This is a genomic window from Actibacterium sp. 188UL27-1 (assembly GCF_016901225.1).
Taxonomy (GTDB): domain Bacteria; phylum Pseudomonadota; class Alphaproteobacteria; order Rhodobacterales; family Rhodobacteraceae; genus 188UL27-1.
In genome coordinates this window covers 1-20,891 of sequence record NZ_JAFEUL010000020.1, presented here as the reverse complement: position 1 = coordinate 20,891, position 20,891 = coordinate 1, and the positions used below count along the sequence as shown (strand labels likewise).

23 protein-coding genes and 2 pseudogenes are annotated in these 20,891 nt (G+C 56.2%); 9 read left to right on the top strand and 16 right to left on the bottom strand.

Features of this window, described 5'->3' with window-relative positions; all coding sequences use genetic code 11:
• Nucleotides 1-115 precede the first annotated feature (115 nt).
• Genes IU397_RS19340 through IU397_RS19330 form a run of 3 tightly spaced genes read left to right on the top strand, consistent with a single transcriptional unit; the run spans nucleotide 116 to nucleotide 3,415 of the window.
• Nucleotides 116-1,726 (top strand): substrate-binding domain-containing protein, encoded by a 1,611-nt coding sequence (locus IU397_RS19340; protein ID WP_204416911.1) that lies wholly within the window; start codon nucleotides 116-118, stop codon nucleotides 1,724-1,726.
• Entirely contained in the window at nucleotides 1,726-2,322 is a 597-nt protein-coding gene (locus tag IU397_RS19335) for a 5-bromo-4-chloroindolyl phosphate hydrolysis family protein (protein ID WP_204416909.1), read from the top strand. The genes IU397_RS19340 and IU397_RS19335 overlap by 1 nt, the downstream gene beginning before the upstream one ends.
• A gap of 4 nt (nucleotides 2,323-2,326) precedes the next feature.
• Nucleotides 2,327-3,415: a hypothetical protein gene (locus tag IU397_RS19330; RefSeq protein ID WP_204416908.1), complete on the top strand. Its 1,089-nt coding sequence runs from the start codon at nucleotides 2,327-2,329 to the stop codon at nucleotides 3,413-3,415.
• 160 nt (nucleotides 3,416-3,575) lie between these two features.
• On the opposite strand, the gene IU397_RS19325 is transcribed toward IU397_RS19330, so the two are convergent.
• Nucleotides 3,576-4,181 (bottom strand): hypothetical protein, encoded by a 606-nt coding sequence (locus tag IU397_RS19325; protein ID WP_204416907.1) that lies wholly within the window; start codon nucleotides 4,179-4,181, stop codon nucleotides 3,576-3,578.
• A 51-nt stretch (nucleotides 4,182-4,232) separates the two neighbouring features.
• Complete coding sequence (locus IU397_RS19320; RefSeq protein ID WP_204416906.1) at nucleotides 4,233-4,406, bottom strand: hypothetical protein; 174 nt, start codon at nucleotides 4,404-4,406, stop codon at nucleotides 4,233-4,235.
• A 425-nt stretch (nucleotides 4,407-4,831) separates the two neighbouring features.
• Between IU397_RS19320 and IU397_RS19315 the strand changes: the two genes are divergently transcribed.
• Nucleotides 4,832-5,125 (top strand): hypothetical protein, encoded by a 294-nt coding sequence (locus IU397_RS19315; RefSeq protein ID WP_204416905.1) that lies wholly within the window; start codon nucleotides 4,832-4,834, stop codon nucleotides 5,123-5,125.
• On the opposite strand, the gene IU397_RS19310 is transcribed toward IU397_RS19315, so the two are convergent.
• The 7 genes from IU397_RS19310 to IU397_RS19280 form a co-directional block, all read right to left on the bottom strand.
• Nucleotides 5,084-5,527 carry a hypothetical protein gene (locus tag IU397_RS19310; RefSeq protein WP_204416904.1) on the bottom strand — a complete coding sequence of 148 codons (444 nt, stop codon included), beginning with the start codon at nucleotides 5,525-5,527 and terminating at the stop codon, nucleotides 5,084-5,086. The two genes, IU397_RS19315 and IU397_RS19310, sit on opposite strands and share 42 nt — an antisense overlap.
• Nucleotides 5,476-5,643 (bottom strand): hypothetical protein, encoded by a 168-nt coding sequence (locus IU397_RS19305; protein WP_204416903.1) that lies wholly within the window; start codon nucleotides 5,641-5,643, stop codon nucleotides 5,476-5,478. The genes IU397_RS19310 and IU397_RS19305 overlap by 52 nt, the downstream gene beginning before the upstream one ends.
• Nucleotides 5,644-5,733: 90 nt before the next feature.
• The gene (locus tag IU397_RS19300) at nucleotides 5,734-6,342 is read right to left on the bottom strand and encodes a cadherin-like domain-containing protein (protein WP_204417003.1); all 609 of its coding nucleotides are present in this window, start codon (nucleotides 6,340-6,342) and stop codon (nucleotides 5,734-5,736) included.
• Nucleotides 6,273-6,866, bottom strand: a complete 594-nt coding sequence (locus tag IU397_RS19295) for a hypothetical protein (protein WP_204416902.1) — start codon at nucleotides 6,864-6,866, stop codon at nucleotides 6,273-6,275. Before IU397_RS19295 ends, IU397_RS19300 begins: the two co-directional genes overlap by 70 nt.
• Before the next feature lie 17 nt (nucleotides 6,867-6,883).
• A complete protein-coding gene (locus tag IU397_RS19290; RefSeq protein ID WP_204416900.1) occupies nucleotides 6,884-7,582 on the bottom strand; it encodes an ATP-binding cassette domain-containing protein in 699 nt (232 codons plus the stop codon).
• A complete protein-coding gene (devC, locus tag IU397_RS19285; protein ID WP_204416898.1) occupies nucleotides 7,579-8,754 on the bottom strand; it encodes an ABC transporter permease DevC in 1,176 nt (391 codons plus the stop codon). Before devC ends, IU397_RS19290 begins: the two co-directional genes overlap by 4 nt.
• Nucleotides 8,751-9,869 (bottom strand): HlyD family efflux transporter periplasmic adaptor subunit, encoded by a 1,119-nt coding sequence (locus IU397_RS19280; protein ID WP_204416897.1) that lies wholly within the window; start codon nucleotides 9,867-9,869, stop codon nucleotides 8,751-8,753. The genes devC and IU397_RS19280 overlap by 4 nt, the downstream gene beginning before the upstream one ends.
• Before the next feature lie 171 nt (nucleotides 9,870-10,040).
• Here IU397_RS19280 and IU397_RS19275 point away from each other — a divergent pair, with 171 nt between their 5' ends.
• Complete coding sequence (locus IU397_RS19275; RefSeq protein ID WP_204416894.1) at nucleotides 10,041-10,664, top strand: TetR/AcrR family transcriptional regulator; 624 nt, start codon at nucleotides 10,041-10,043, stop codon at nucleotides 10,662-10,664.
• A 386-nt stretch (nucleotides 10,665-11,050) separates the two neighbouring features.
• Here the strand turns inward: IU397_RS19275 and IU397_RS19270 are convergent, their stop codons facing one another.
• Nucleotides 11,051-12,052, bottom strand: coding sequence for an ABC transporter substrate-binding protein (locus tag IU397_RS19270; protein ID WP_204416893.1), 1,002 nt, complete (start codon nucleotides 12,050-12,052; stop codon nucleotides 11,051-11,053).
• Entirely contained in the window at nucleotides 12,046-14,124 is a 2,079-nt protein-coding gene (locus IU397_RS19265; RefSeq protein WP_204416892.1) for a TonB-dependent receptor, read from the bottom strand. Before IU397_RS19265 ends, IU397_RS19270 begins: the two co-directional genes overlap by 7 nt.
• A gap of 163 nt (nucleotides 14,125-14,287) precedes the next feature.
• Here IU397_RS19265 and IU397_RS19260 point away from each other — a divergent pair, with 163 nt between their 5' ends.
• The gene (locus tag IU397_RS19260) at nucleotides 14,288-14,887 is read left to right on the top strand and encodes a TetR/AcrR family transcriptional regulator (RefSeq protein WP_204416891.1); all 600 of its coding nucleotides are present in this window, start codon (nucleotides 14,288-14,290) and stop codon (nucleotides 14,885-14,887) included.
• Between the two features lie 91 nt (nucleotides 14,888-14,978).
• Here IU397_RS19260 and IU397_RS19255 read toward each other — a convergent pair whose 3' ends face one another.
• The 3 genes from IU397_RS19255 to IU397_RS19245 are packed head-to-tail and all read right to left on the bottom strand — an operon-like array spanning nucleotide 14,979 to nucleotide 17,835.
• Nucleotides 14,979-16,019 carry an iron ABC transporter permease gene (locus tag IU397_RS19255; RefSeq protein WP_204416890.1) on the bottom strand — a complete coding sequence of 347 codons (1,041 nt, stop codon included), beginning with the start codon at nucleotides 16,017-16,019 and terminating at the stop codon, nucleotides 14,979-14,981.
• A complete protein-coding gene (locus tag IU397_RS19250) occupies nucleotides 16,016-17,023 on the bottom strand; it encodes an iron ABC transporter permease (RefSeq protein ID WP_239479928.1) in 1,008 nt (335 codons plus the stop codon). Before IU397_RS19250 ends, IU397_RS19255 begins: the two co-directional genes overlap by 4 nt.
• A complete protein-coding gene (locus IU397_RS19245; protein ID WP_239479927.1) occupies nucleotides 16,996-17,835 on the bottom strand; it encodes an ABC transporter ATP-binding protein in 840 nt (279 codons plus the stop codon). The genes IU397_RS19250 and IU397_RS19245 overlap by 28 nt, the downstream gene beginning before the upstream one ends.
• 249 nt (nucleotides 17,836-18,084) lie before the next feature.
• Between IU397_RS19245 and IU397_RS19240 the strand changes: the two are divergent.
• Nucleotides 18,085-19,062 (top strand): annotated as a pseudogene (locus IU397_RS19240) (IS3 family transposase).
• 604 nt (nucleotides 19,063-19,666) lie between these two features.
• Here the strand turns inward: IU397_RS19240 and IU397_RS19235 are convergent.
• Nucleotides 19,667-19,831 carry a hypothetical protein gene (locus tag IU397_RS19235; protein WP_204416888.1) on the bottom strand — a complete coding sequence of 55 codons (165 nt, stop codon included), beginning with the start codon at nucleotides 19,829-19,831 and terminating at the stop codon, nucleotides 19,667-19,669.
• A gap of 308 nt (nucleotides 19,832-20,139) precedes the next feature.
• Here IU397_RS19235 and IU397_RS19230 point away from each other — a divergent pair, with 308 nt between their 5' ends.
• Nucleotides 20,140-20,352: a hypothetical protein gene (locus IU397_RS19230; RefSeq protein ID WP_204416887.1), complete on the top strand. Its 213-nt coding sequence runs from the start codon at nucleotides 20,140-20,142 to the stop codon at nucleotides 20,350-20,352.
• Between the two features lies 1 nt (nucleotide 20,353).
• Nucleotides 20,354-20,581 (top strand): hypothetical protein, encoded by a 228-nt coding sequence (locus IU397_RS19225; RefSeq protein WP_204416885.1) that lies wholly within the window; start codon nucleotides 20,354-20,356, stop codon nucleotides 20,579-20,581.
• Nucleotides 20,582-20,735: 154 nt separating this feature from the next.
• On the opposite strand, the pseudogene IU397_RS19220 reads toward IU397_RS19225, so the two are convergent.
• Nucleotides 20,736-20,891 (bottom strand): annotated as a pseudogene (locus tag IU397_RS19220) (ISKra4 family transposase); the annotation flags it as partial.

The window sequence follows — 20,891 nt, the reverse complement described above, 5'->3', positions numbered from 1 at the left end:
AGGTGTGGCAGGACATGATCTTGCCATGCTTACGCTGGGAATTTGCCATTTCGGTGTCTACCTGCGGTCACGGAACGCGGTAATATTGATGTAAGGTATTAAAGGGTGGGTTTTGATGAAACGTTTGGCAGTGTTCTTGGCCGTAGCCGTTGTGATTGTAGGGGCGGCTGCGTTTATCCTGCCATCGGTGTTTGGCCCGTCGAGCCGATTGCACATCGTCTCCGGTTCCGAAAACCGGGCTTTGGAGCCGATCATCCAAGACTGGGCGCGTGCAAACCGCACGGAAGTCGAAATCACCTATCAGGGATCCGTCGATATTGCCCGGGCCTTGGGCGAAGGGACAGAGACGGTCTATGACGCCGTCTGGCCCGCCCACTCGATCTGGATCGAACTGGGCGACACCGACCGCGTCGTCAAACACCGGGAATCGATCCTGCGCTCTCCCGTGGTGCTGGGTATCAAACGCGATATCGCCCAGCGGTTGGACTGGATCGGGCGCGACAACATAACAATCCAAGACATTCAAGCCGCGGCAGGGGCAGATGAGTTCCGGTTGGCCATGACCTCGGCCACGCAATCAAATTCAGGCGCATCGGCCTATTTCGGGTTCCTGTATGCGTTGGCCGGTGATCCAGACGTGCTGACGCAGGATCACCTGGCCGACACGACCGTTCTGGATGGCGTGCGGGACCTGCTGGCACAGATTGACCGGTCGTCGGGGTCTTCCGGTTGGCTGAAAGACAGCTTTGTCGGACATACGGACAGCTTTGACGCGATGTTCAACTACGAGGCCTTGATGATCGAGGCCAATCAATCGCTGGAAGAGGCGGGCCAACAACCCCTGAGCATCATCTACCCCTCTAACGGATTGTCCGTTGCCGACAGCCCCCTGGGCTATGTCGACAAAGGCGACGCGGGCAAGGAAGAGGCCTTTCTAAAGTTGCAGGAGCATCTGCTGTCAGAGGATGCGCAGAATGAACTTCTGTCCCTTGGGCGCCGCACCGGGTTGATCGGATTGTCTGCGGATAGGGCCGACCCAAAGATCTGGCGCGCCGATTGGGGGATCGATCTGGAGCGCAGCATCGCCCCCGTCCCGGCGCCAACATCTGATGTGATCGGTCAGGCGCTGTCGCTGTACCAGACAGAGCTTCGCAAACCGTCGCTGACGGTTTGGGTGTTGGATGTATCAGGCTCCATGCGAGGGGAGCCGCTGAGCGAACTGAAATCTGCCATGAACCTGCTGCTGGATCCAGAGGCGGCGGCGGTCAATCTGCTGCAGCCATCGGCGCGGGATGTGACGATTATTCTGCCATTCAGCAACCGAACCGGACAACCTGTCGTTTTCAAAGGGGCTGACCCGACAGAGTTGCGTAAGGCGCAAAACATGGTCAACGGCTTGCGGGCCGATGGCGGAACGGACCTTTACAGTGCGATTGTGGTGGCCTTGCAGCAACTCGACCAATACGCGCAGGATGACACGCTTTTTGACTATCTACCGGCTATCGTTGCCATGACCGATGGCGCCTCCGACACGGCGCGCCGTGCAGACATGTTGCAGTTCATGGGGCAAAGCGGCTTTGGCAAGGATATTCCGATCCATGCAATCGCCTTTGGCAAGGCCGATGAAAGCCAGTTGAAGGAGTTGAACGACGCCACGATTGGTCGCTTGTTCAAGGCAGGAGACGATCTGGCCAAGGCCCTGCGGTCGGCCAAGGGATATAACTGATGGCCCTGACCGACCCATTGCGACAGATCCTGGCGGGTTGCGCATCGGCGGTGATCTTTCTCACGCTGTATTTCGGGCTGACCCTGGTTTGGTGGGCTGCATTCGGCCTAGCCCTTGTCAGCTATTTGGCACTGCTTCTTTTGTTGCCGCGCAAACCGCTGGACGACGAAATCGTTCTTTCGGGCACCACCACCCAGGCTGATCTGAGCGAAGCGGCCCGGATCATGGACAATGCCGCCTACCGGTTGCTGAATGCTGTGCTCCGCATTCCCGAGGAGGAACGGGGAACGGTGGAGGCAATCATCGACCATGTTCGGTCGATCCGGCAGCAAGTGTCCATCGATGTCGAAGATTACCGCCGCGCCCGCCGATTCATCACGTCCTACTTGGGCAATATGGTCGACGCTGTGGAAAGCTACGCGGATCTGTCGGAAAAGTCGCGTGGCCAGCATTCCGAGCGCCTCGCCCCCCTGGCCGAACGGATCAACAGTTTCGTGCCGGCGCTACAAAAGATTGACGCGGCCTGCCTTGAGAATGACTTTCTGGCGCTGGAGTCCCAGATGGAAGCGCTTGATTTCCAAATGAAACGAGGATGAGCGTGTGCAGAAATCAGTTCTTGGTATCGTGATACTCGGAGCCGTCGCAGGGGTGACCGCGGCTGTGTCTTTGCTGGATCTGGGTGGCCTGACCCGCAGTGTTGATCGCCGGGATCCGATCACAGTTTCGATCTATTATGGTGGCGAAAAATCAGCCTTGCTGCGCAACGAAAAAGTGCAGGAGATCTTGGAGCGCCGCTATAAGATCACGCTGGACGCAACCAAGGCCGGATCGGTTGAAATGGCGACCTCTCTGCCCGTGGCGGGGCGCGATTGCCTATGGCCCTCGAACATGGTTGCGGTCGAATTGGCGCGCGAAAACGGGCGCACGATTCTGGGCAGCGAAACCATCTTTAACTCGCCCATTGTGTTCTATGCCTGGGCTGATGTCGCGGATGCCATGATCTCCAAAGGTGTGGTGACCAAGCGCAATGATGATTTTTTAACCGCCGATGTTGCCAAGATCGGGGAACTGATCGCGACCGAAGCACGGTGGAAGGAAGATCTGGGGCTGAATATCTATGGCCCTTTCAAAGTGTTTTCGACTCACCCGGCCAAGTCCAACTCGGGCAATATCTGGTCAGGCTTGTTGGCAACGGTGCTCAACAAGGGCCGAACACCGACCGAGGATGATCTGGATATGCTGGTCCCACAGGTTAACGCGTATTTCGCGGCCATGGGGCATATGGAGGCCTCATCGGGCGACATCTTTCAGAACTTCCTGAAGCAGGGCATGGGCGCGCGCCCCATTATCGTTGGCTATGAAAACCAGATGGTGGAGTTTCTGGCGCAGAATGCGCGTTTTGCCGAGGACATCTCAACACGGGTCCGGGTGATCTATCCCGAACCCACGATCTTTGCCTCACATCCCCTGATTTCCCTGACCAGCAAATGCAAACGGTTGTCCGAAGCGTTGATCGACCTCGACCTGCAGGCTGCGGCCTGGGCAGATCACGGATTTCGGACCGGACTGATCGGTGTGGAAAATGACCCCAACGACATCGCGGAAACATCGCTACCCGAGACGGTTAACCTGGTCGTGCCCATGCCATCGGCCAATGTCATGGAAGCGATCATCGAAGCGGTCGAATAAGTGCTTCGATGCGTCCACGTCGGGCGATGACGGTCGCATCGTAAACGCCGTTTGTCGTTCATTCCCGGGGATGGTGTCGATGCTGGCTCGCCCGACCCAATCGGATAAGGCCGCCACTCGCTTTACCATTTCACCTGAATGCTGTCCCGATTGCTCAATCTCAACACTTCCGGATCATCCGAATTGGGCAGCTTGCTGTCCTGGGTGTCGGCCACAAATTTAATAACCAAATCATTGCCACTCCAGAAATAGGCCGTGCTATTGGCCCGGTCGAGTTGCGCGCGGTTGCGTCGCTGATCGTGGCGCCTCTGGGCATATCCTCGAACGTGTAGACAACGCGTTCCCCACGCTCCATGCCAGTCATGGCGGCGTCAAACCCTCGGGTCGACGGCAGGTCATGGAAGCGGAACCGGTAGGAATGATCCTCGCAGAGCACCACGTTCGGATTGGGAAATTTGTCAAATGTCGCCACCTGGCCCAACACCTGCTCGCCATCGGATCGGATCAGGTCATAGGTGCCATCATGGGTAGACGCATTTTGATTGATCGGTCGCACATGCAACCAGCCAAGATCAATTTCGGGATCAGTAACGACCCATGCGCCCCAATCGTCGTGCCGGGTGGAAACGCCAGCCTTGTTGATCTCTGACCCAGCAAAGTCCACGGTCATGATTGGCGTCAGGGTTGCACCAACCGTGCCAGTGATGGATCCGTCGATGTCCCGCAAACCGCTGGACCAAATGTAGTCACGGAAGGAAGCTGGCACGAAGTCAACCTTGTTGGCGTCGCCAACACTTTCGAACGTGATCCCTTTGGCTCAATGGGTGGCCGCCTTCTCCGCCGCTTCGTTGGTTTGGATCACGCTATCACGACCGTTGAAGTTGACGAAATGGACATTGTCGATACCGGACGGTCCATCATATATTGAGTGACCGCGATGGGGCCCTTGATCATTTGCCGCGCCATTTCCAGCTGATTTGCCGATAATCACGCCGTTGATCATCATGGAGGTATAGGAAAAAATGTGGCCCTCGTATTATCAGCAGATTTGATGCCGACAAAATCCCCGTTGAAGGCCCGTGTCCAGATTGAGCGATCAGAGGATTTGTACGCCGTGAAATCCCGGACCTCCCAGTCATCGTCAGGGTTATACAGACTGGCGCGGAACTCGGTTTTGCCGTCCCTTGGTTCGGTAGCGTGACCCTCGACCCCAAGGTTGAATTCGTTGGAATGGGCGGAGTTGCCAACAAAATCCCGGATCGCATCAGTGCGCGGATTGAGGTCATCACGTTCACCGCTGGCCGCCGATTGGCCATGAACTTGCCATGGCGCGAACCATAAGCCTACGAAATCAGACCCAGCCGCGTGATTTCCCATGATCGTGTTATTGGGGTTCTCGATCCAGAAGGTTGAGACATGGTCGAAATCGGCGGTTGCGACCGCCGACGCTTCGGACCGGGTCGCGTTGGTACCAAAGCCCAGATTGTCTTTGATCGTATTACCAAACTCGGCGGCATCCTCGGTAAAGTATGCATGGCCGATTATATCGAAGACGACGTTGTCTTCGACACGAACGTTCTGAACGCCGTGCAGGGTGATGCCTTTGTTGTAGATCTCATGGAACGCGGAGTTTTCGATGAACTGACCTGCTGCGTCACCATTCAGGTGTCAACGCGCGCCATAGCGACCCAGGATCCCTTCCTGACCTAGTTTGGTGAATTCCGCGCCGGAGATATACATCTGGGCTCCGCGCATGATCATGGTGTGGCCGCCAAACTTGTCTTGGCTGGCATTCTCATTACCTGTGATGTCTACGTTGCGACCGAGCAGTCCGACCTCGGCGCGCATGTCGACATCCCAGTTTCGAGCGTCGGTGCCACGCTTGCCATTATCGTAGCTTTCGACCTCTCCACAATGGCGATCGTCCAAGGCGCGATCCAGGACGATATCCCGGCCTCTGTTACGGATTTCCACGATGGTCCATTCTTCATCTTGTTTATGGTGAAATTCGCTGGAAGCGATGGCGATGCAATCGCCGACCTCCCACCCCGTTGGTTTATTCAAACGCAGGACGGTGTCGCCTTGTTCGGCTGTGCTGCGTAACTGTGACATGTCTCCTTGGCTGCATCGGCGGCATGGATGTTGATGGTTGAGCCCTGACCCATGGCCATCAGGAAAGCGTCATTGTCCTCGATCTGCGTATTTATGCCGGGCATCATACGGTCCATGTAGGGGCGCAGATCCGTGTCACGGTTGCGATCATCACCGGTGAGTTCTTGGGTGAAATCGCTTTGGTGGCGGTCTGCTGCCGTCCCAACCTAAAAGAGACCACCATCCATCACCAACAACCAGTCGGTGCTCAGGGTGATGTCGCGGCCATTCTGAACAATCAGTTCACCACCATCAACGACGACCGCGCCGACATCTGCGTTTTCATCCAGTAGGAACCGTTCGCCTGCTCCAGTCACCACCTGACCGTTGGTACCGAAATTGCCAAACTCTTCGGACCAGCGCACCAGGTCATCGGATTCCGGGGCCGGATCAGAATCGGGCTGTGGCGCGGGGTCCAGATCTGGATCTGGGGCGTCATCACCGACTGGGGATACATCGGCATCCCCCTGCGTGACATTGAACAGTACCGTGCGTTCCGCCATGCCACCCTTATCGTCAGAGATTACGGCGGTAAAACTGGCCTCGCCTTCAAAGCCGTCTTCAGGTTTGAAAAACATGTTGCCATTGGCGGACAGCCGAACCGCACCGCAAACTTCATCTTCGGCTTTGACGACCTTCAGCGGGTCACCATCAGCATCGGTTTCACCATGGATAGCACTAGCTACGATACCGAATGTGCCGTCGATTATCCGATCACCAAGATTGACGGTGTCACTTTCAAAGACAGGCGCGGTATTGGTGGGTTTGCCGGAAATCTGGAAATTCGCACCCCCGAGCTTTTATCGTCCGCACCCTGATCCAGAGACGAGCCGAAGCCAAACAAGACATCAATGGACAGGCTGCCGGTGCGGATGGTGACGCTGTGCTTTTCACCGCCCCATCGCTTTGACCCGCCATGGTCATCGTTCTTGGATCCAAAATCGAAGTTTTGCGTGATGTCGAGGGGCTCCTCCGTGCGCCTAAATCCACCAAGGAAGGCGTCCTGATCGGGGATGGAAGTACGATTTTCGTTCCAATATTCGCCAGTGAAGAGCACATCCATACCAAACTCCAAAACGATTATGATCACGCAAGCTGGGATCCTCGCTGCTTGAGTGGTAATAATGGCTACAGTCGGCGATCCAGATATTTCAAATGAGCCAAGCTGAAATCCGCACAGATCCAGTTGCGATGCCTTGCAATAATTCGCCATGAGATTGACTGTTTTGCAAACCTCAAAAGTTTGCTGAAACTGATCATGAAAATCGGGCAGTACACATGCGCTGGTCTTGGCTGACATTTGTTTGACGCGGCGCCCTATACGTCATCTACAATACGGCCATCTTCGAGCGTTACGATCCGGTCGGCCAATTCCAGAATGCGATTGTCATGGGTGACCATCACCGTTGTCGTCCCACGCTCGCGCCCCAGGGATTTGAGAATTTCTACAACGGTTCGGCCTGATGCCTTGTCGAGTGCTGCCGTGGGTTCATCGGCAAACATGATCTCTGGATTGGAAACCAGGGCCCGCGCGACCGCGACCCGTTGCTTTTGACCACCCGACAAGTTGGCGGGCAGATAATAGAGACGGTCCGCCAGGCCGACGAGCTCCAAGGCGTGGTGCGCTGCGCGCATCTGTTGGGCTGGATCGCCACGCCCGTGGACTTCGAGACCCATTAAAACGTTCTGGCTGGCTGTCAGGCTTTCATGCAGGTTATGCGCCTGAAAGATAAAACCCAGCCTGCGGCGCAGGGCGACCGCGTCGGCTTCTGTTGCGCCGTTCAGCTCCGCCCCCAGCAATTGAACACTGCCATCGTGAACCTCTCGCAGGCACCCCATGAGGGTCAGTACCGTAGTCTTTCCCGATCCGGACGGCCCCATCAGAACTGTCAGACTGCCCCGGGTCACCGACAGGTTCACATCCCAGATGACCTGCTTGCGCGCGTCGCCAGTGCCAAACCAATGGTTCAGCCCGGCAACCTTGATCGGCGAGGTGTTTTCGAGACGCCGGGTCAAAATAAGTCTGCCGGATCTGCCCCGGCCAATCGGCGGGTAGCGACAGCACCTGAAATTATGCAGGCTAGCAGTGTACCCAAAAGCACGACCGCTGCACGATCTGGCCCCATCGCAATGGGAAGCCCGGTTGCGGTCGCCAGACCTGCGTAAAGGGCGATTGAGGTTAGTAGTCCAGGGATAAAGCCAAATAGGGCGAGAATAATCGCTTCTTCAAACACGATACCAAGGAAGAAACTGTGGCCATAGCCCATCGCCTTGAACGTCGCATATTCCTTCAGGTGGTCGGAAACATCCACCGACAGGATCTGATAGACGATCACGATACCGACCAGTACACCGATCAGGACACCAAAACCAAAGATGATGCCCGTCGGACGTTCGGTTGTTTGATAGCTTCTATCAGCCGCAGCTGCGTCGGCCATGGTATTCACTTGGACGCTGTCGAGGGGCAAGACCTCCCTCAACCGATCCACCACAACAGTAAGGTCAATTCCATCCTGAACGTTGAGCAGGATGTGGTTCGGGGCGCCCGAACTGCGATTGGTGAAAAGCCTTAGGAAGGTTTGGTCAGAGGTGAAAAGCGTTCCATCAGACGAAAAACCGGCCCCGACGGCTAGGGTCCCGATGGCTGATAGCGTTCTTCCGTTCGCTTCAAAAATGAATGGCGTTCGTGAAGAGATGCTGCCGAGCATATCCCCTGGCAGACCGCGTGTCGTCCGATCGATTAAAACTGTATCTTCAAGCGCAAGCACGTTGAACTCGGCCGCAATATCAGGGGCCAGAAATTCGGTCTGATCCACTCCGACGCCAAAGGATTGCAAAGTGGAAAAATTGCCATCGCTCCGCTGCCATTCGAGGTTTGCCATGTAAAGCGGCGCGCCTTCCGCGACACCGGGAACACTCATCGCCTGAAACAGCCGCTGTCGCGCGACATTGCTGCCGTCGGTCAAGGTATTCGCGTCGGCAGATGACACTATGATATCGGCATCAAACAGGGCATAAGGCGCAGTCGTCGTATTGTTCAGCGCTCCCAGAATGCCCAGTTGGACAAAGACCAGAAGATTGGCGAATGCGACCCCGGCGATGGCGGCAAACAGGCGGGTCCGGTTATGCGACAGCTGCAACCAACCGATGGGCAGCCGACCAAACAGGACTGTCAGAAAGGCGGTCATGGCAGATGACGCCCCGCATCGATCCGGGTGACAACTTCAAGGTTTGTCAGACGTTCCGCCTGGCTGCTGGAGGCCGGGTCAAGGGCCACGATCACATCCACCACGCGGGCATCTGTGTTCGCTGCGGGATCGTCTGAGGTGATGGACTGGCGACCGATCTCAAGGCCAATCGCACTGACAAAGCCGGTCAAATCATCCGAAATTGCCGGGGCAGAGATGGTGACCGGATCTGAGACGGCGACCCGACCGATCATCGTCTGGTAGACCTCCGCCTCAACCGTCATTTGTGTCGTATCACCCATATCAAGCACACCGTCGCTGCCGGGCCGTTCACCCGGTCGGACGTGGACATCAAGGATTGTGCCGGCAATGGGCGCCCGGACATGTGCCTTTTCCACATCGCGCTTTGCCTGGGTATGTTGCGCGCGTGCGGCCTGCAGATTGGCCTCCGCCACAGCGATATCAGCCTGCACGCCATCTGCATTGGCATCGAACCGGGTGAGCGTTGCGCGCGCCTTTTCGACGTCGCGCGCGGCTTCGGTCGCTCGGGCAATCGCGGCATCGAGGACAGTCTTTGTGGTAACACCCCGTTCCATCAGGGCTGCGGTGCGGTCCAGGTCATCCACGGCCGCTTTTTCAGTGGCAAGTAATCGCTCTAGTGAGGCGCGCGCTTCATCCTGACCTGCACGAATTGAAACCACCGTCTGATCAAGACTTGCCTGCGCAACAGAGACATTGGCACGCGCGGTTTCCAGCAGACCTTCGAATTGCGACAGGCTGTCAAGCACGGCAAGGATTTCACCCGCGGGAACCTCATCGCCCACGCTGACATTCAGTGAGCTGATCCGTGCATCACCTGCGCCAAAGGGCGGCGCAACTGTGACAATGTCACCAAGGGGCATGATGCGTCCAAGGGCAACCACGTCTCCTTCGCTGATGACAGCGACCTCTTCCTGATCGGTCACCTGCTGGATCGCGACGGCAATCGGCGTGTCGGTGCCGCCACCGGGCTGCAGCCCCGTTACCTTGAACAGCGCTTGCAGGCCCGGCGGTTGAAAATACAGCCCCAACACGCCTCCGATGAACATGAACGGAATGAATATCAGGATAAGCAAGAACGGCCATCTGGGGCGTGCTCGTGATGATATCTGGTCACGTTTGGAGATGCCGGTGTCTTGCAGGGGCAAGCCAGTCGACTGTTGCGAGCTTTTGGTCATGATGATCCAAGAGTTATACTATTAGTTGCTGACATCTATGTCAGTAACTTTGAGGCGACAAGAGGATGAATGACAAATACTGCCCCCACCCGCAAACGGCGGAAGGATGACCGGCCCGGTGAAATCATCACCGCAGCGTTTCGCGAGTTTGACGAGAAAGGATTTGGCCGCAGCACGATGGCAGGTATCGCCGAACGAGCCGGCATCTCGAGGACCACGATTTACCTATACTACGATACCAAGGAGGCGATTTTTGAGGCAGCGATCCGTGGGTCGGTCGAAGTCACGATTGATATCGTGGCAGGCATGGCGAAAGACGCGAACGGTGATTTTCGGACTGTCTTTGCCCGGGCCATCGACCTGATCTATGCTCGTCTAGTCAGCGATGAAGGCGGGGTCATCTTGAAAACGCTCGTGGCGGAAGGCTCTGCCATGCCCGACCTGATCCTGTTCTACCGTCAGGAGATCCTGTCTAAAGGTGAAGCCGCGATACGCGCCCTGATCGAACGGGGGATTATAAACGGAGAGTTATCGGTGGCCTGCCGTGGTGACGATGTTCGTGTCTTTGTCGCGCCGGCCATTTTTGCGGCTTTGTGGCTACGCATTTTCCACAAGATCGACCCGCTGGACATCAACGCCTTCAAAGAGGCCCATGTCCGACTTGTGACAGATGGATTGCTGGCACGGCCATAGGCGGCACTTCCCGGCACCTGTCACAGTGATCGCCCACGGGTTTATCTATCACAGCCCTTTCACACGCCTGTGGCACCGAGTTGTTTTGAACGGTCCGGGCGTGATCCTAGGTGTCCAGGAGAGCCTATCCCGGGATTTCCATGACATCCTGCATTCGGGTGGCAAGTTTTAACGCTTCCCTGAACCGCGCCACCATGCGCGCATCGCTGTCTCAAGCCCTATCGTGCCATCAAGAAGGGGTATTTCACAAATGGGAAGCTGGATGTTCTGAACAAAATCGCCTTGGTTGCGGCTGCCTTCCCGACACCAACTTGATCCTGACGAAGATATGGGCCTTCCGTGTCTTTTGGCGGGTGACGCAGGTGAGCCCTTTGACCAGACAGTTTCTACCGCGGGTCACTGTCACGCCCCGCCGTCAATAAAAGCAGACCGGATAAGGAAGCTTCCAATGAAGCAAAGGACCGACCGTTCCACAAATTGCGATCATACCAATAGTGATGCCCGGCTTGAACGCCAGGCAAGCGTCTCCATAACGCGCCACCGCCATCCATCCATGTCTCTAGCTGCGATATTGGTTGATCAAAATCCAAGGCGTATCCTGTAAGTAGAACGTCACCGTCAAGCTCACCAACACGCTCGATACTGAGGCCGTAAATATTGCCATCCGCATCGGCCTGTAACATGGGGCGGGCAAATCCAATGGCTTCAATGACGTGATCCAAGGCTCCCCATCCGGGATAGTACCAAATCCCATCAGCGTTGATATCAAGCATCGAAACAGTGATGTTTTCAGGCTTTCCGATCAATTGACGTGCGACTTCGATCTCTCTTTCAAAGTGCTGCCACCGTGTTTCGAAAACCTCCTGGCGGCCGGAAACGTCAGCTAACATCTCGATGTATTCTTTGTAGTTCGTCATGCCTGGCATCAGAACGGTCGGTGCAATCGCTGATAGCTGGTCGTAAATATCCTCATTGAAATCATGCGCGACAATCAGGTCCGGCTGGAGTGTAGCGATACGTTCGATATCGACCGAAAGCCCTTGACCGATGCTTTGAAGATCGTCAATTGCGCTTTGTCCCAGAACGTCACTGACACCTCGAACATAAGGTTGCTCATCTCTGCCTTGGCGAAACCCGGTTCCGACAACGGGTGCCCCCAGTTCCATTAACGGCAGGGCGCCGCCCGTGTCCCAAGTCGCGACAATTCGTTCGGGTTCCCTTGGGATACAGGTCGCACCACGCAGATGCTCGAATGAAACAGTATCGTCAGGGCAATCGACGTTTTGACCCCAAGCGGGTAACGCGGAACTACTCACCATCAAAAGCAGTGCAACACACCGAGCGCCAAGGGACATCATCCAGGAGCTATGATTTCGCTTTTTTACCAACGGTATGTGGCTCCTATACCGATCTCCCGAGGTTTTGTTGTCGACGCAACAACAGTTCCACCTGGGATAATATTTGTCGCAGCAATGCGGTCTGAGACATTGTTGATGTAGCCATAGATTTCCCCACCATTCGCCAGGGCATAGGACGCCCGGAGATCCACAATCGTGAAGTCGTCTACTTTCAAATCACCTGTGTTCGCATCGTCAGAGTAGTATCCACTGTTGAACCTGATCTGACCGCCGATCATGAGGTTTCGGACAACCTCGTAATCAAGGCCAAAGCTCGCGGTTACTTCTGGTGCAAAGGCGAAATCATTGCCGGTGATTGGCGACAGGGCCGCATCGAACTGGTTTAATTCAGTATGTAACAGTCCCAGTCCACCAGTGACCTTGAGTCGATCACTCGGTCGATAGTCTGCGTATAGTTCGAGACCGTAAGATTCTGCACTTTCGGCATTTCGGACGATCTCATCTGGGCCAAAACCGGTTATGTTGGTAACGATGCTACGCTGTGCATTCCTAAAATCACTGTAAAATATGTTGGCGGTAAGGGTCAGCGTATCTTTCAGAAGGTTGGCGCGCGCGCCCAACTCATACGTCCAAACCTCTTCTTGATCAAAAAGGAACACAGGATCAGTACCGGGTGCGTTAAACAAGATCCCCCCGCTAACCCCAAGGCCGCCAGGGTTGTACCCTTTAGAGGCGAGAAAGGAGAAACGCAGATCTTCGTTCGGTTCGAAACCTATAGAGATGCTTGGCAGGACAGCCTCGAATGTCTCATCAAAATCAACCGTTCGCTCCAAAGTTGACCCGGTCAGAATGCTGCCAGATTTGACCTGACGATCCCGTTGGAGGCGTGCACCGCCGCCCACATCCCATTGATCATTCAACTCGTAACGCAGGTTCAAGAAAACGCCGATACTGGTCTTCTCATCGTGCAGAAATGTATCAGCGCCAGCAAAGCGAAATTCAGTTTCCTCATCAATCTGCCGCAGATAAACGCCGGTCACGCCTGTAAGGCGACCATCAGCAGAGCCGAAGTCCAGCACAACCTCGTTTGAAAAGTCTTCGCCATCTATGTCAGTTTGACCCTGATCGGACATGGCAACGTTGCGTTGCGCATCATACTGACTGAATGTCATGGTATTACGCAGTGAGAACGTGTCGGAGAACGCGTAATCTGTTTCCCAAATCAGAGAATTTGACTGCGTGGGCAAGGTCGGGGGAAAGACGTTCGACGTACGGGTAAGGTCTTCGAACGGGAGATCAACGTTTTCGGTCTGAGGGCGATCTGCGTCACTGCGCGCATAGGTCAGTTGCATCGATAGTTCAGGTATCTCCACTGGTTGCCAAAGTAAGCTGGCGCGGCCGGTGAAACTGGTGAACTGATCCACGCCGTCGACCAATTGCTGTCCTGGTGTCTCATAGTCGATGAAGGTGTCGCGACGTTGGTCATCAAATGCCAAACGGGCGGCAACGCTATCGGACAAGGGGGTGTTGGCCATGACGGAGAACCGGTATCCATCGAAAGAGCTTGTTTCGCCCCTAAACGCGAATTCACGTTTAAATACGGGGTCGTTTGTTCTGACGTAGATTGCACCGGCGATACTATTTGCGCCTTGTGAGGTGGTCTGAGGACCGCGAAATACCTCGATCGTGTCGACGTCCCAAATGGATGTTGACCCAAACACGTATTCATTGAAACCAAGCGCGCGGCCGTCCACGCTTATAGTGGCTCTGGGGAGTGAACCACTTAGCGTCGCGAGACCGCCAGAAAGGGGGCCAAGGGTTTGCTGGCCTCGGATTGTCGGCGCTTCATTGGAACTTCCGAATACAAGAACGTTAGGTACATCCAACAAAACGCCCTCGACATCTCGGACTTGTGGCCGCTCCGCGATGTCGTCGCTTCCCAGTGCGTAAACCGAGGACTCCGTGTCGAATACAGTTCGTTCAACACGTTCACCTTCCAGAACGACTGTTCCAAGGTCAAACGGCACTCCGTCTTGCGCCTGTGTATCCGCCGCAAGCATCATGGAAGTGACGGCAATGGTTGATGTTAAGGTCGTGCGCATAACAGTCTCGCTTCACAAAAGGATCGCGACGCTGAGCTGGCTATGGCTGGCTTGACGTATTTTCGCCGCCCAAAGTAAGAGCCATTCGAGTAAGGTCAACACGAAATACGTACGCCGTACCTATTACATGATAAGAAAAGTCGGGAAGTTACCAAAGAAGACGATGAAACCTCGGAAACCCAGGCTTGATACGCAGAAAGTCATCGCTGCCGGGCTTACGATCGCCCGCTCGGAAGGTCTTGAAGGTTTGTCCATGCGCCGTGTCGCACAAGTCCTCGATACTGGGCCGATGACCTTGTACAATCACATCGAAAACCGCGAAGACCTGATTGCGAGAATGGTGGATGAGATCGCTTTGCAGATCGATGTTCCCCCTCCTCGCAGCCTCCCGGCAATCGAAGAGATCATTGTCGTTGCGATGGCCGGTTATCACGTTTTGGCAAAGGAGAGATGGCTCGTTTTGCACCTTCTCTCGGGTGGACGGGGGAGCCTATTTGTCGTTCCCTTGGTTGAGCGGATGCTCACGGCTCTTCACCAAAGCGGCGTGCCCGAGGCCAAGGTCATGACGGCTTTTACCTACCTTATAGATCTGGTTTATGTCGCGATCCTAAATCAATCTAAGCACGGATACGGGTCGCGGAAAACGGATACAGACAGCGTGGTCATTTCGCATTTTAGCTCTGTACAGATTGAGCAGGCACCCCACGAGCAGCTTGAAAAAAGGCTATCTGCCGTATTGAATGCCTACCTTGACAGTGAGTAGGTCAGTTAAGCTTTGACGCGTGTAATCAGCGCTGAGCAACTGACAATGTGTATTCAGCGCACGCTTACATCCTCCTTTCAAATTGGCATAATCACCTGCCTCGACCAAATAGTAGCAGCCAACCAAAGACCGGCGCTCCGACGATTGCGGTGACAAGCCCGGCGGGTATCTGCACCGAAGCGAAATGCGTTCGTCCGATCAGATCAGCCCCGGTGACCAGCATGGCTCCCGTTGCCAGTGACAGCGCCAGATGCAAGCCCGGTCCGCTGCGAGCAAGCCGTCGCGCCATATGAGGCGCGATCAAGCCAACGAAGCCAAGCGGTCCGACAATTGCCACGGCGCTTGCAGCCAGTGCAACCGAAAGCGTTATCAGCAACGCTAGGTCCCGGTGGACAGTGGCGCCAAGACTTGTGGCAATCTCATGCCCCATACGCACGGCGCCAAGGGGCCGCGCCGCCCAGATCAGCGCGGGGATCAAGACGGACAGCGATATCGCGAGCACCAGCACACTCTCCCAGTTTGCTGCATGCACAGAACCTGCCAGCCACCTGAGTGCGACCGTCGCATGATCAAGATCCCCGTAGGTCAACATTGCCTGAGTAAAGGCGCCGAGGAACGCCGCAAAACCGATGCCTGTAAGGATGAAGCGCATGGTTGATCCACCAGCGCTTCGCATCGCGATTGCTTGTATCAGAACGGTTACGAAAAGCGCTCCTCCAAACGCCAATAAAGGGCGCAGACCCGCATGTGTTTCGGGGAACAGTATCAGCGTGCTCACCACGGCCAGCCCCGCACCTTGGCTCACACCGACCAGAGAGGGGTCAGCGAGCGCATTGCGTGTCACTGTTTGCAATATCGCCCCCGATCCCGCCAGTAACGCGCCGGCCAACGCCGCTGTCAGCGTGCGAGGGAAACGAAATTCCCAGACCACCGTTAGGGCCATCTCCGATGGAGCCTGTCCTGCAAGAGTGGCCAGAGCGCTTGCTGCGGAAAGGGGGAAGCTGCCCAGCATCAAGGATGCGAGAATGATTGCAAAGGTAAGCCCAAGGAGGGTGGCGAAGACCGCCAAAGCGCGCAGAGGCACGGCGAAGGTTACACGCCCATCAAGTTTTCGCCAAAACGTAGGGCTCACAACCGGGTCCTCACCAGCCAGACAAAGATCGGCGCACCGAGCAAGGCTGTTATGAGGCCGGTTGAAACCTCAATGGGTGCTAGCAGCATCCTTGCGGCGATGTCAGCCAGAAGCATATAGGTGGCCCCAACAACAGCTGCCCACGGCACAATCAACCTGTAGTCGTACCCGATAATTAGACGAACCATATGTGGCACCACCAGCCCAACGAACCCCATTGGACCGGCGAGGGCTACCGCCGATGCCGTCAGTGCCACGACAGAGAACAGGACTGCCATCTGCAGCTTGGCCACATCGACACCTAGCCCAGTTGCAGTATCTTCCCCCATCGCAAGTGTTGTAATTTTTCGTGCCACCCCAAGGGCGGTGACGAGACCAGCCAATAACCAACCTGTTGCCCAGAGGCCGACCTGATCGGGCCGCCCGGCGAGAGAGCCCGTGAGCCAGACCCGTAAAGCTTCGAAGACTGTTTGGTGGATCAACAGCAGGATTGCCGTCAGCGCAGTGAGGAAAGCGGTCACGGCAGCTCCTGAAAGGACCAACGTCATGGGCGTGGCGCCACCCGAAATGGCCATAGCGATGCTCCACACGACCGCCCCACTTACAAGTGCACCAAAGGCCGCGAGTGGAGGAATGGCGGCTGCGGACCCGATACCAAGGGCCGTGCCCAGCACAACAGCCAAGCTTGCGCCTGCCAGCAAGCCAAGCAAGCCCGGATCCGCCAGCGGGTTGTGTGTAACGCCTTGCATCAGCGCCCCTGCAACAGACAATCCTGCGCCGACGGCCACTGCCATCAACGCTCTGGGCAGACGCAGATCACGGATCACCACATGGTCAAAGATCGTATCATCATAAAAGAGCAAGGCTTGGACAACCGTGGTCAAGGGGATCGCCTTGGCGCCGACCGAGATGTGCCATGACAATATCAATAGCAGGCCGGCAAGTGCCAGCGCACAGATCGCTGTCCGACGCCCGGTCATCTCGCGCCCAACCTCGGGATGCAAACGGGTCTCCCGGTCTCGGGGTCACTCAGCACCGTCGCGGACAAACCGAACACTTCCGCTAGGTTACCTTCCGTGAAAACGTCGGTTACCGCCCCCGCCGCCAAAACCATCCCATCCCGCATCATCACGACCCGGTCCGCAAAGGCCGCAGCGACGTTGAGCTCGTGCATCACGATTACCAGCGTGCGGCCGTCCTCGTGGGCGATCCGGCGGAGCAACGTCATCAGATCAACCTGCACCTTGAGGTCGAGGAACGTCGTCGGCTCATCAAGTAGTAGGATTGGCGTTTCCTGTGCCAGCACCATGGCGATCCAGACGCGCTGTCGCTGCCCGCCGGAAAGTGCATCTACGGAACGATCACCGAAGCATTCTGTATCGGTCGCAGCCATCGCACGCGCTACGGCATCCGTATCTTTGCGCGACCATTGCCGGATGAACGATTGATGAGGGAAGCGTCCCTGCGCAACCAACTCGCGCACGCACAATCCTTCAGGCGCAACGGGTGCCTGCGGTAGCAGCGCCATAAGCTTCGCGACATCGCGTGTCTGCATGTTGTGCACTGGTTGGCCATCTAACAGTACCTGACCCGCTCGCGCAGGCAACACGCGCGCCATAGCTTTGAGCAATGTAGACTTACCGCAACCGTTGGGGCCGATAATCGCCGTAAGATCGCCGGTTGGAATATCAAGAGTGAGATGCTCAATCACCTGTAAGTCGCCGTAACCGACGCTTAATTCATTGATCTGCAGACGCGGCGCGCTGATCATAGTTGACGAAGCGAGGGGTATTGTCACGCGCGTGTCATCTGGCATATTTGGGCATGCTCACCGATCCAGGAAGAAATCCGATAGAATTCATAGGATTTTTACAGTACAGGTAAAAGAAGCGAAAGCACGAACGCAAAGGGATGGTTGGGATCGGCTTTCCGTCGGTTGTTGCGCTGCTATTTTTCAACGTACATGCTGCAATTGCTCTGGCGACGACGGTGCCAATTGTCGTCCCGGATGGCTTAAAGATCGTTGTTTTCTGGAGGCTCCAACTCCTGAGTAGGATGGAGCATCATGAGCAAGACGACGAACAAGTATTCCCCCGAACTGCGCGCCCGAGCGGTTCGCATGGTTCTGGACCACGCCGGGCAGCATGGGAGCCGCTGGTCGGCGATCCTGTCGATTTCCTCAAAGATCGGTTGCGCATCTCAGACGCTGAACGCGTGGGGCAAGAAGGCGAAGATTGATCGGGGCGACCGCGCCGGTGTCACGACCGAGATGGCCGAGAGGATGAAAGCCCTGGACCGCGAGAACCGCGAGCTGAAGCAGGCCAATGAGATCCTGCGGAAGGCGTCGGCATATTTTGCCCCCCTCTCGGCGATTGTACCAATCGCCTGCCGGGCAGCGGGACGGAGCGCGACCGCCGGTCCAGGACAGGATCGCCTTCATCGAGGAACACCGGGAAGCCATCGGGGTCGAACCGATCTGCAAGCACCTGCGCCGAATGTCCCATGGGGTCGTCCCTGGTTGCGCCATTGGTCTGAGCGACCAATGGACGACGATTTCACCTACGTCGCGACATGGCAGGGTTTCGTATACGTGGCCTGTGTCATTGATGTTTTCGCCCGTCGTATCGTCGGGTGGCGCGTCAGCCGGACAGCGCATGCCGGGGTCGTCCTGGACGCGCTGGAACAGACTGTGCATCAACGCCAGCCTGGGTCCGGCCTGACACATCAGTCCGATCGCGGATCGCAATACCTGTCCATTCGCTACACCGAGCGCCTGGCAGAGGCGGGGATCGAACCTTCCGTCGGCAGCGTCGGCGACAGTTACGACAATGCCCTGGCCGAGACGATCGATGGACTGTTCAAGGCCGAGGTTATCCACAGGCGTGGTCCATGGCGCAGTCTCGATGCGGTGGAATACGCTACACTCGAAGGGGTCGACTGGTTCAACAACCGCCGATTGCTGGAACCCATCGGAAACATTCCGCCAGCAGAGGCCGAAGTAAACTTCTACGCGGCTCTGGAAAGATCAGACATCGCCGCGTAACCAAGACCAATCAGCCTCCGGAAAACTCGGCGCGGTTCAACCTGTGCCGCGCCAGCCGTCAGAGCAATCGCCGCCGCCATCAGACCTCGTTTCATGACAAACCCCGCTTTTGCATAAACCCAAATTACCGCACGACCGGGCTTTGCGCCAGCAATGCCTGGATTTTCTGAGCGCCTTCGTAACAGGGACGTGCGCTAACATACCAATAAGTACGGATAATGGCCGCGCTATGCCGCCGCAATTCAGCCTTGAACTGCATCGGGTATTTGCGGCAAGATTTAGGAGTGGTATAGCTGGCGATGGCGATGACCGCCGACGGAATTGACCAACAGTCTCTTCTTAACGCCCCGTTTCGGTTCCCCTTGCACCGGACGGGGCATCATCAGTCAGCGATTGCAGCCTTGATCGGGCCATTCCGGCGGACGAAAACCGTCCAGCATCCAACGCATCGCTTGCGCGGCAACTGGGTTTGGGTTCCGGGAATTCGTTCCGTAAGTCGCTTCCCATTTCCGGATCGTGCGTGGGTCTGTTGCCAGAATTGCGGCCAGCTGCGAAAGCGAAAGGCCCAGCTTTAATCGGGCCTCTTTAAACTCATCAGAGGTCATCAGAAGAAAAGTTTGACGACAGCGGCGGTGCCCCCCATCAACGCGGCGGCAGCAAGTGCGGGTGCCAGAAAGGTGTTAACACCTATTTGCTTGGTCTCGGCCAACAGCTTGGCAATTTCCGCTCGCATCTTGTCATCCACCAATGCTTGCTCTTGTTGGGTCATCTCTGCGCCTTTCACCTAACCGGACCTCTTAGTCCTTGTTACACTTTCATTGTAGGACCATTGGTCCTATTCGTCAACATTTGGACCCATGCTCATAGACCAAAATCGAACAAACTCGGCTAGGTCAGGCGCGCTGCACCTTTTCGGTGATGTCCACGACTAGTGGATGGGAAGCCGGAATGCCGTCAACGTCGGTATTGACGTTTGGGTCTACGTTCCGGTCACAATCCGGGAAATTGAACAACGCGCCAAGACGCTGTCCGAGAATAAGCATTGGCAGGACTTCGAACACAAAGCGGAGTTTTGAGATGACCCAAATTGATTGCAGTGCGAAAAGCGATCTGGATGGCAGCATTATCGCACAATTGATGGAATGCAGTCTGCATGCGCGATACAGCAAGGACGCCAAAGGTGGCCGGTGGGCCAGAGCTCAGATCAGGGAAGAGCTCTTGAAGCGCGGCGGGACGTTGCCGCCATACACGTATGCTAAGGAAGTCAACGACAACGCGGATGTGCTGTGAGATGTCCCGATCCCGACGCAAGACACCGATTACGGGTATCACCAAGGCCGAGAGCGACAAACGCTTCAAAGAGGCTGAGCACAAGCGCGAGCGACGGAGGTTGAAAGCTGCCGACCTGACAGAAGAGACGCCACCCGATCCGAAGGCTTTTGGTAACCCTTGGGCCAGCGACAAGGACGGAAAACACCGGATCGATCCCGATAAGTTTCCAGACTTCATGCGGAAGTAGTTCTCGCTACTGTATCGCGTCAATGAAGACCTCGATGTCGGCCTCTGGGTTGGCAATGGATCGGTGTACTCCTCTTCCAGTTGCTTGCAGGTTGCCGACGGTCACGAAGCGGGATTGGGCAAAACATGGGTGTCCGGCTGTGGTATGCGCTGGTCAACCTTCCGTCGAGACCAGCGGCCCGCACGACGGCGACGCGATGGGCGCCTTTGGGTGACCACCTCATGCAACGGCGCTTTCCCATCCGTGTGTTGCCGATGTCGTCCACGCAGCCTTCTGCGCGGGACGAGGAGATCGGAAGACCATTGCGATA

Excerpts from the sequence above, each read along its gene's own strand:
- IU397_RS19305 (WP_204416903.1), bottom strand. The coding sequence starts at position 5,643 with ATGGACCGTATGATGCCCGGCATAAATACGCAGATCGAGGACAATGAC.
- IU397_RS19335 (WP_204416909.1), top strand. The coding sequence starts at position 1,726 with ATGGCCCTGACCGACCCATTGCGACAGATCCTGGCGGGTTGCGCATCG.
- devC (WP_204416898.1), bottom strand. The coding sequence starts at position 8,754 with ATGACCGCCTTTCTGACAGTCCTGTTTGGTCGGCTGCCCATCGGTTGG.
- IU397_RS19310 (WP_204416904.1), bottom strand. The coding sequence starts at position 5,527 with ATGTCACAGTTACGCAGCACAGCCGAACAAGGCGACACCGTCCTGCGT.
- IU397_RS19295 (WP_204416902.1), bottom strand. The coding sequence starts at position 6,866 with ATGTCAGCCAAGACCAGCGCATGTGTACTGCCCGATTTTCATGATCAG.
- IU397_RS19315 (WP_204416905.1), top strand. The coding sequence starts at position 4,832 with ATGGTCGAAATCGGCGGTTGCGACCGCCGACGCTTCGGACCGGGTCGC.
- IU397_RS19340 (WP_204416911.1), top strand. The coding sequence starts at position 116 with ATGAAACGTTTGGCAGTGTTCTTGGCCGTAGCCGTTGTGATTGTAGGG.
- IU397_RS19275 (WP_204416894.1), top strand. The coding sequence starts at position 10,041 with ATGACAAATACTGCCCCCACCCGCAAACGGCGGAAGGATGACCGGCCC.
- IU397_RS19230 (WP_204416887.1), top strand. The coding sequence starts at position 20,140 with ATGACCCAAATTGATTGCAGTGCGAAAAGCGATCTGGATGGCAGCATT.
- IU397_RS19260 (WP_204416891.1), top strand. The coding sequence starts at position 14,288 with ATGAAACCTCGGAAACCCAGGCTTGATACGCAGAAAGTCATCGCTGCC.
- IU397_RS19225 (WP_204416885.1), top strand. The coding sequence starts at position 20,354 with ATGTCCCGATCCCGACGCAAGACACCGATTACGGGTATCACCAAGGCC.
- IU397_RS19265 (WP_204416892.1), bottom strand. The coding sequence starts at position 14,124 with ATGCGCACGACCTTAACATCAACCATTGCCGTCACTTCCATGATGCTT.
- IU397_RS19245 (WP_239479927.1), bottom strand. The coding sequence starts at position 17,835 with ATGCCAGATGACACGCGCGTGACAATACCCCTCGCTTCGTCAACTATG.
- IU397_RS19235 (WP_204416888.1), bottom strand. The coding sequence starts at position 19,831 with ATGACCCAACAAGAGCAAGCATTGGTGGATGACAAGATGCGAGCGGAA.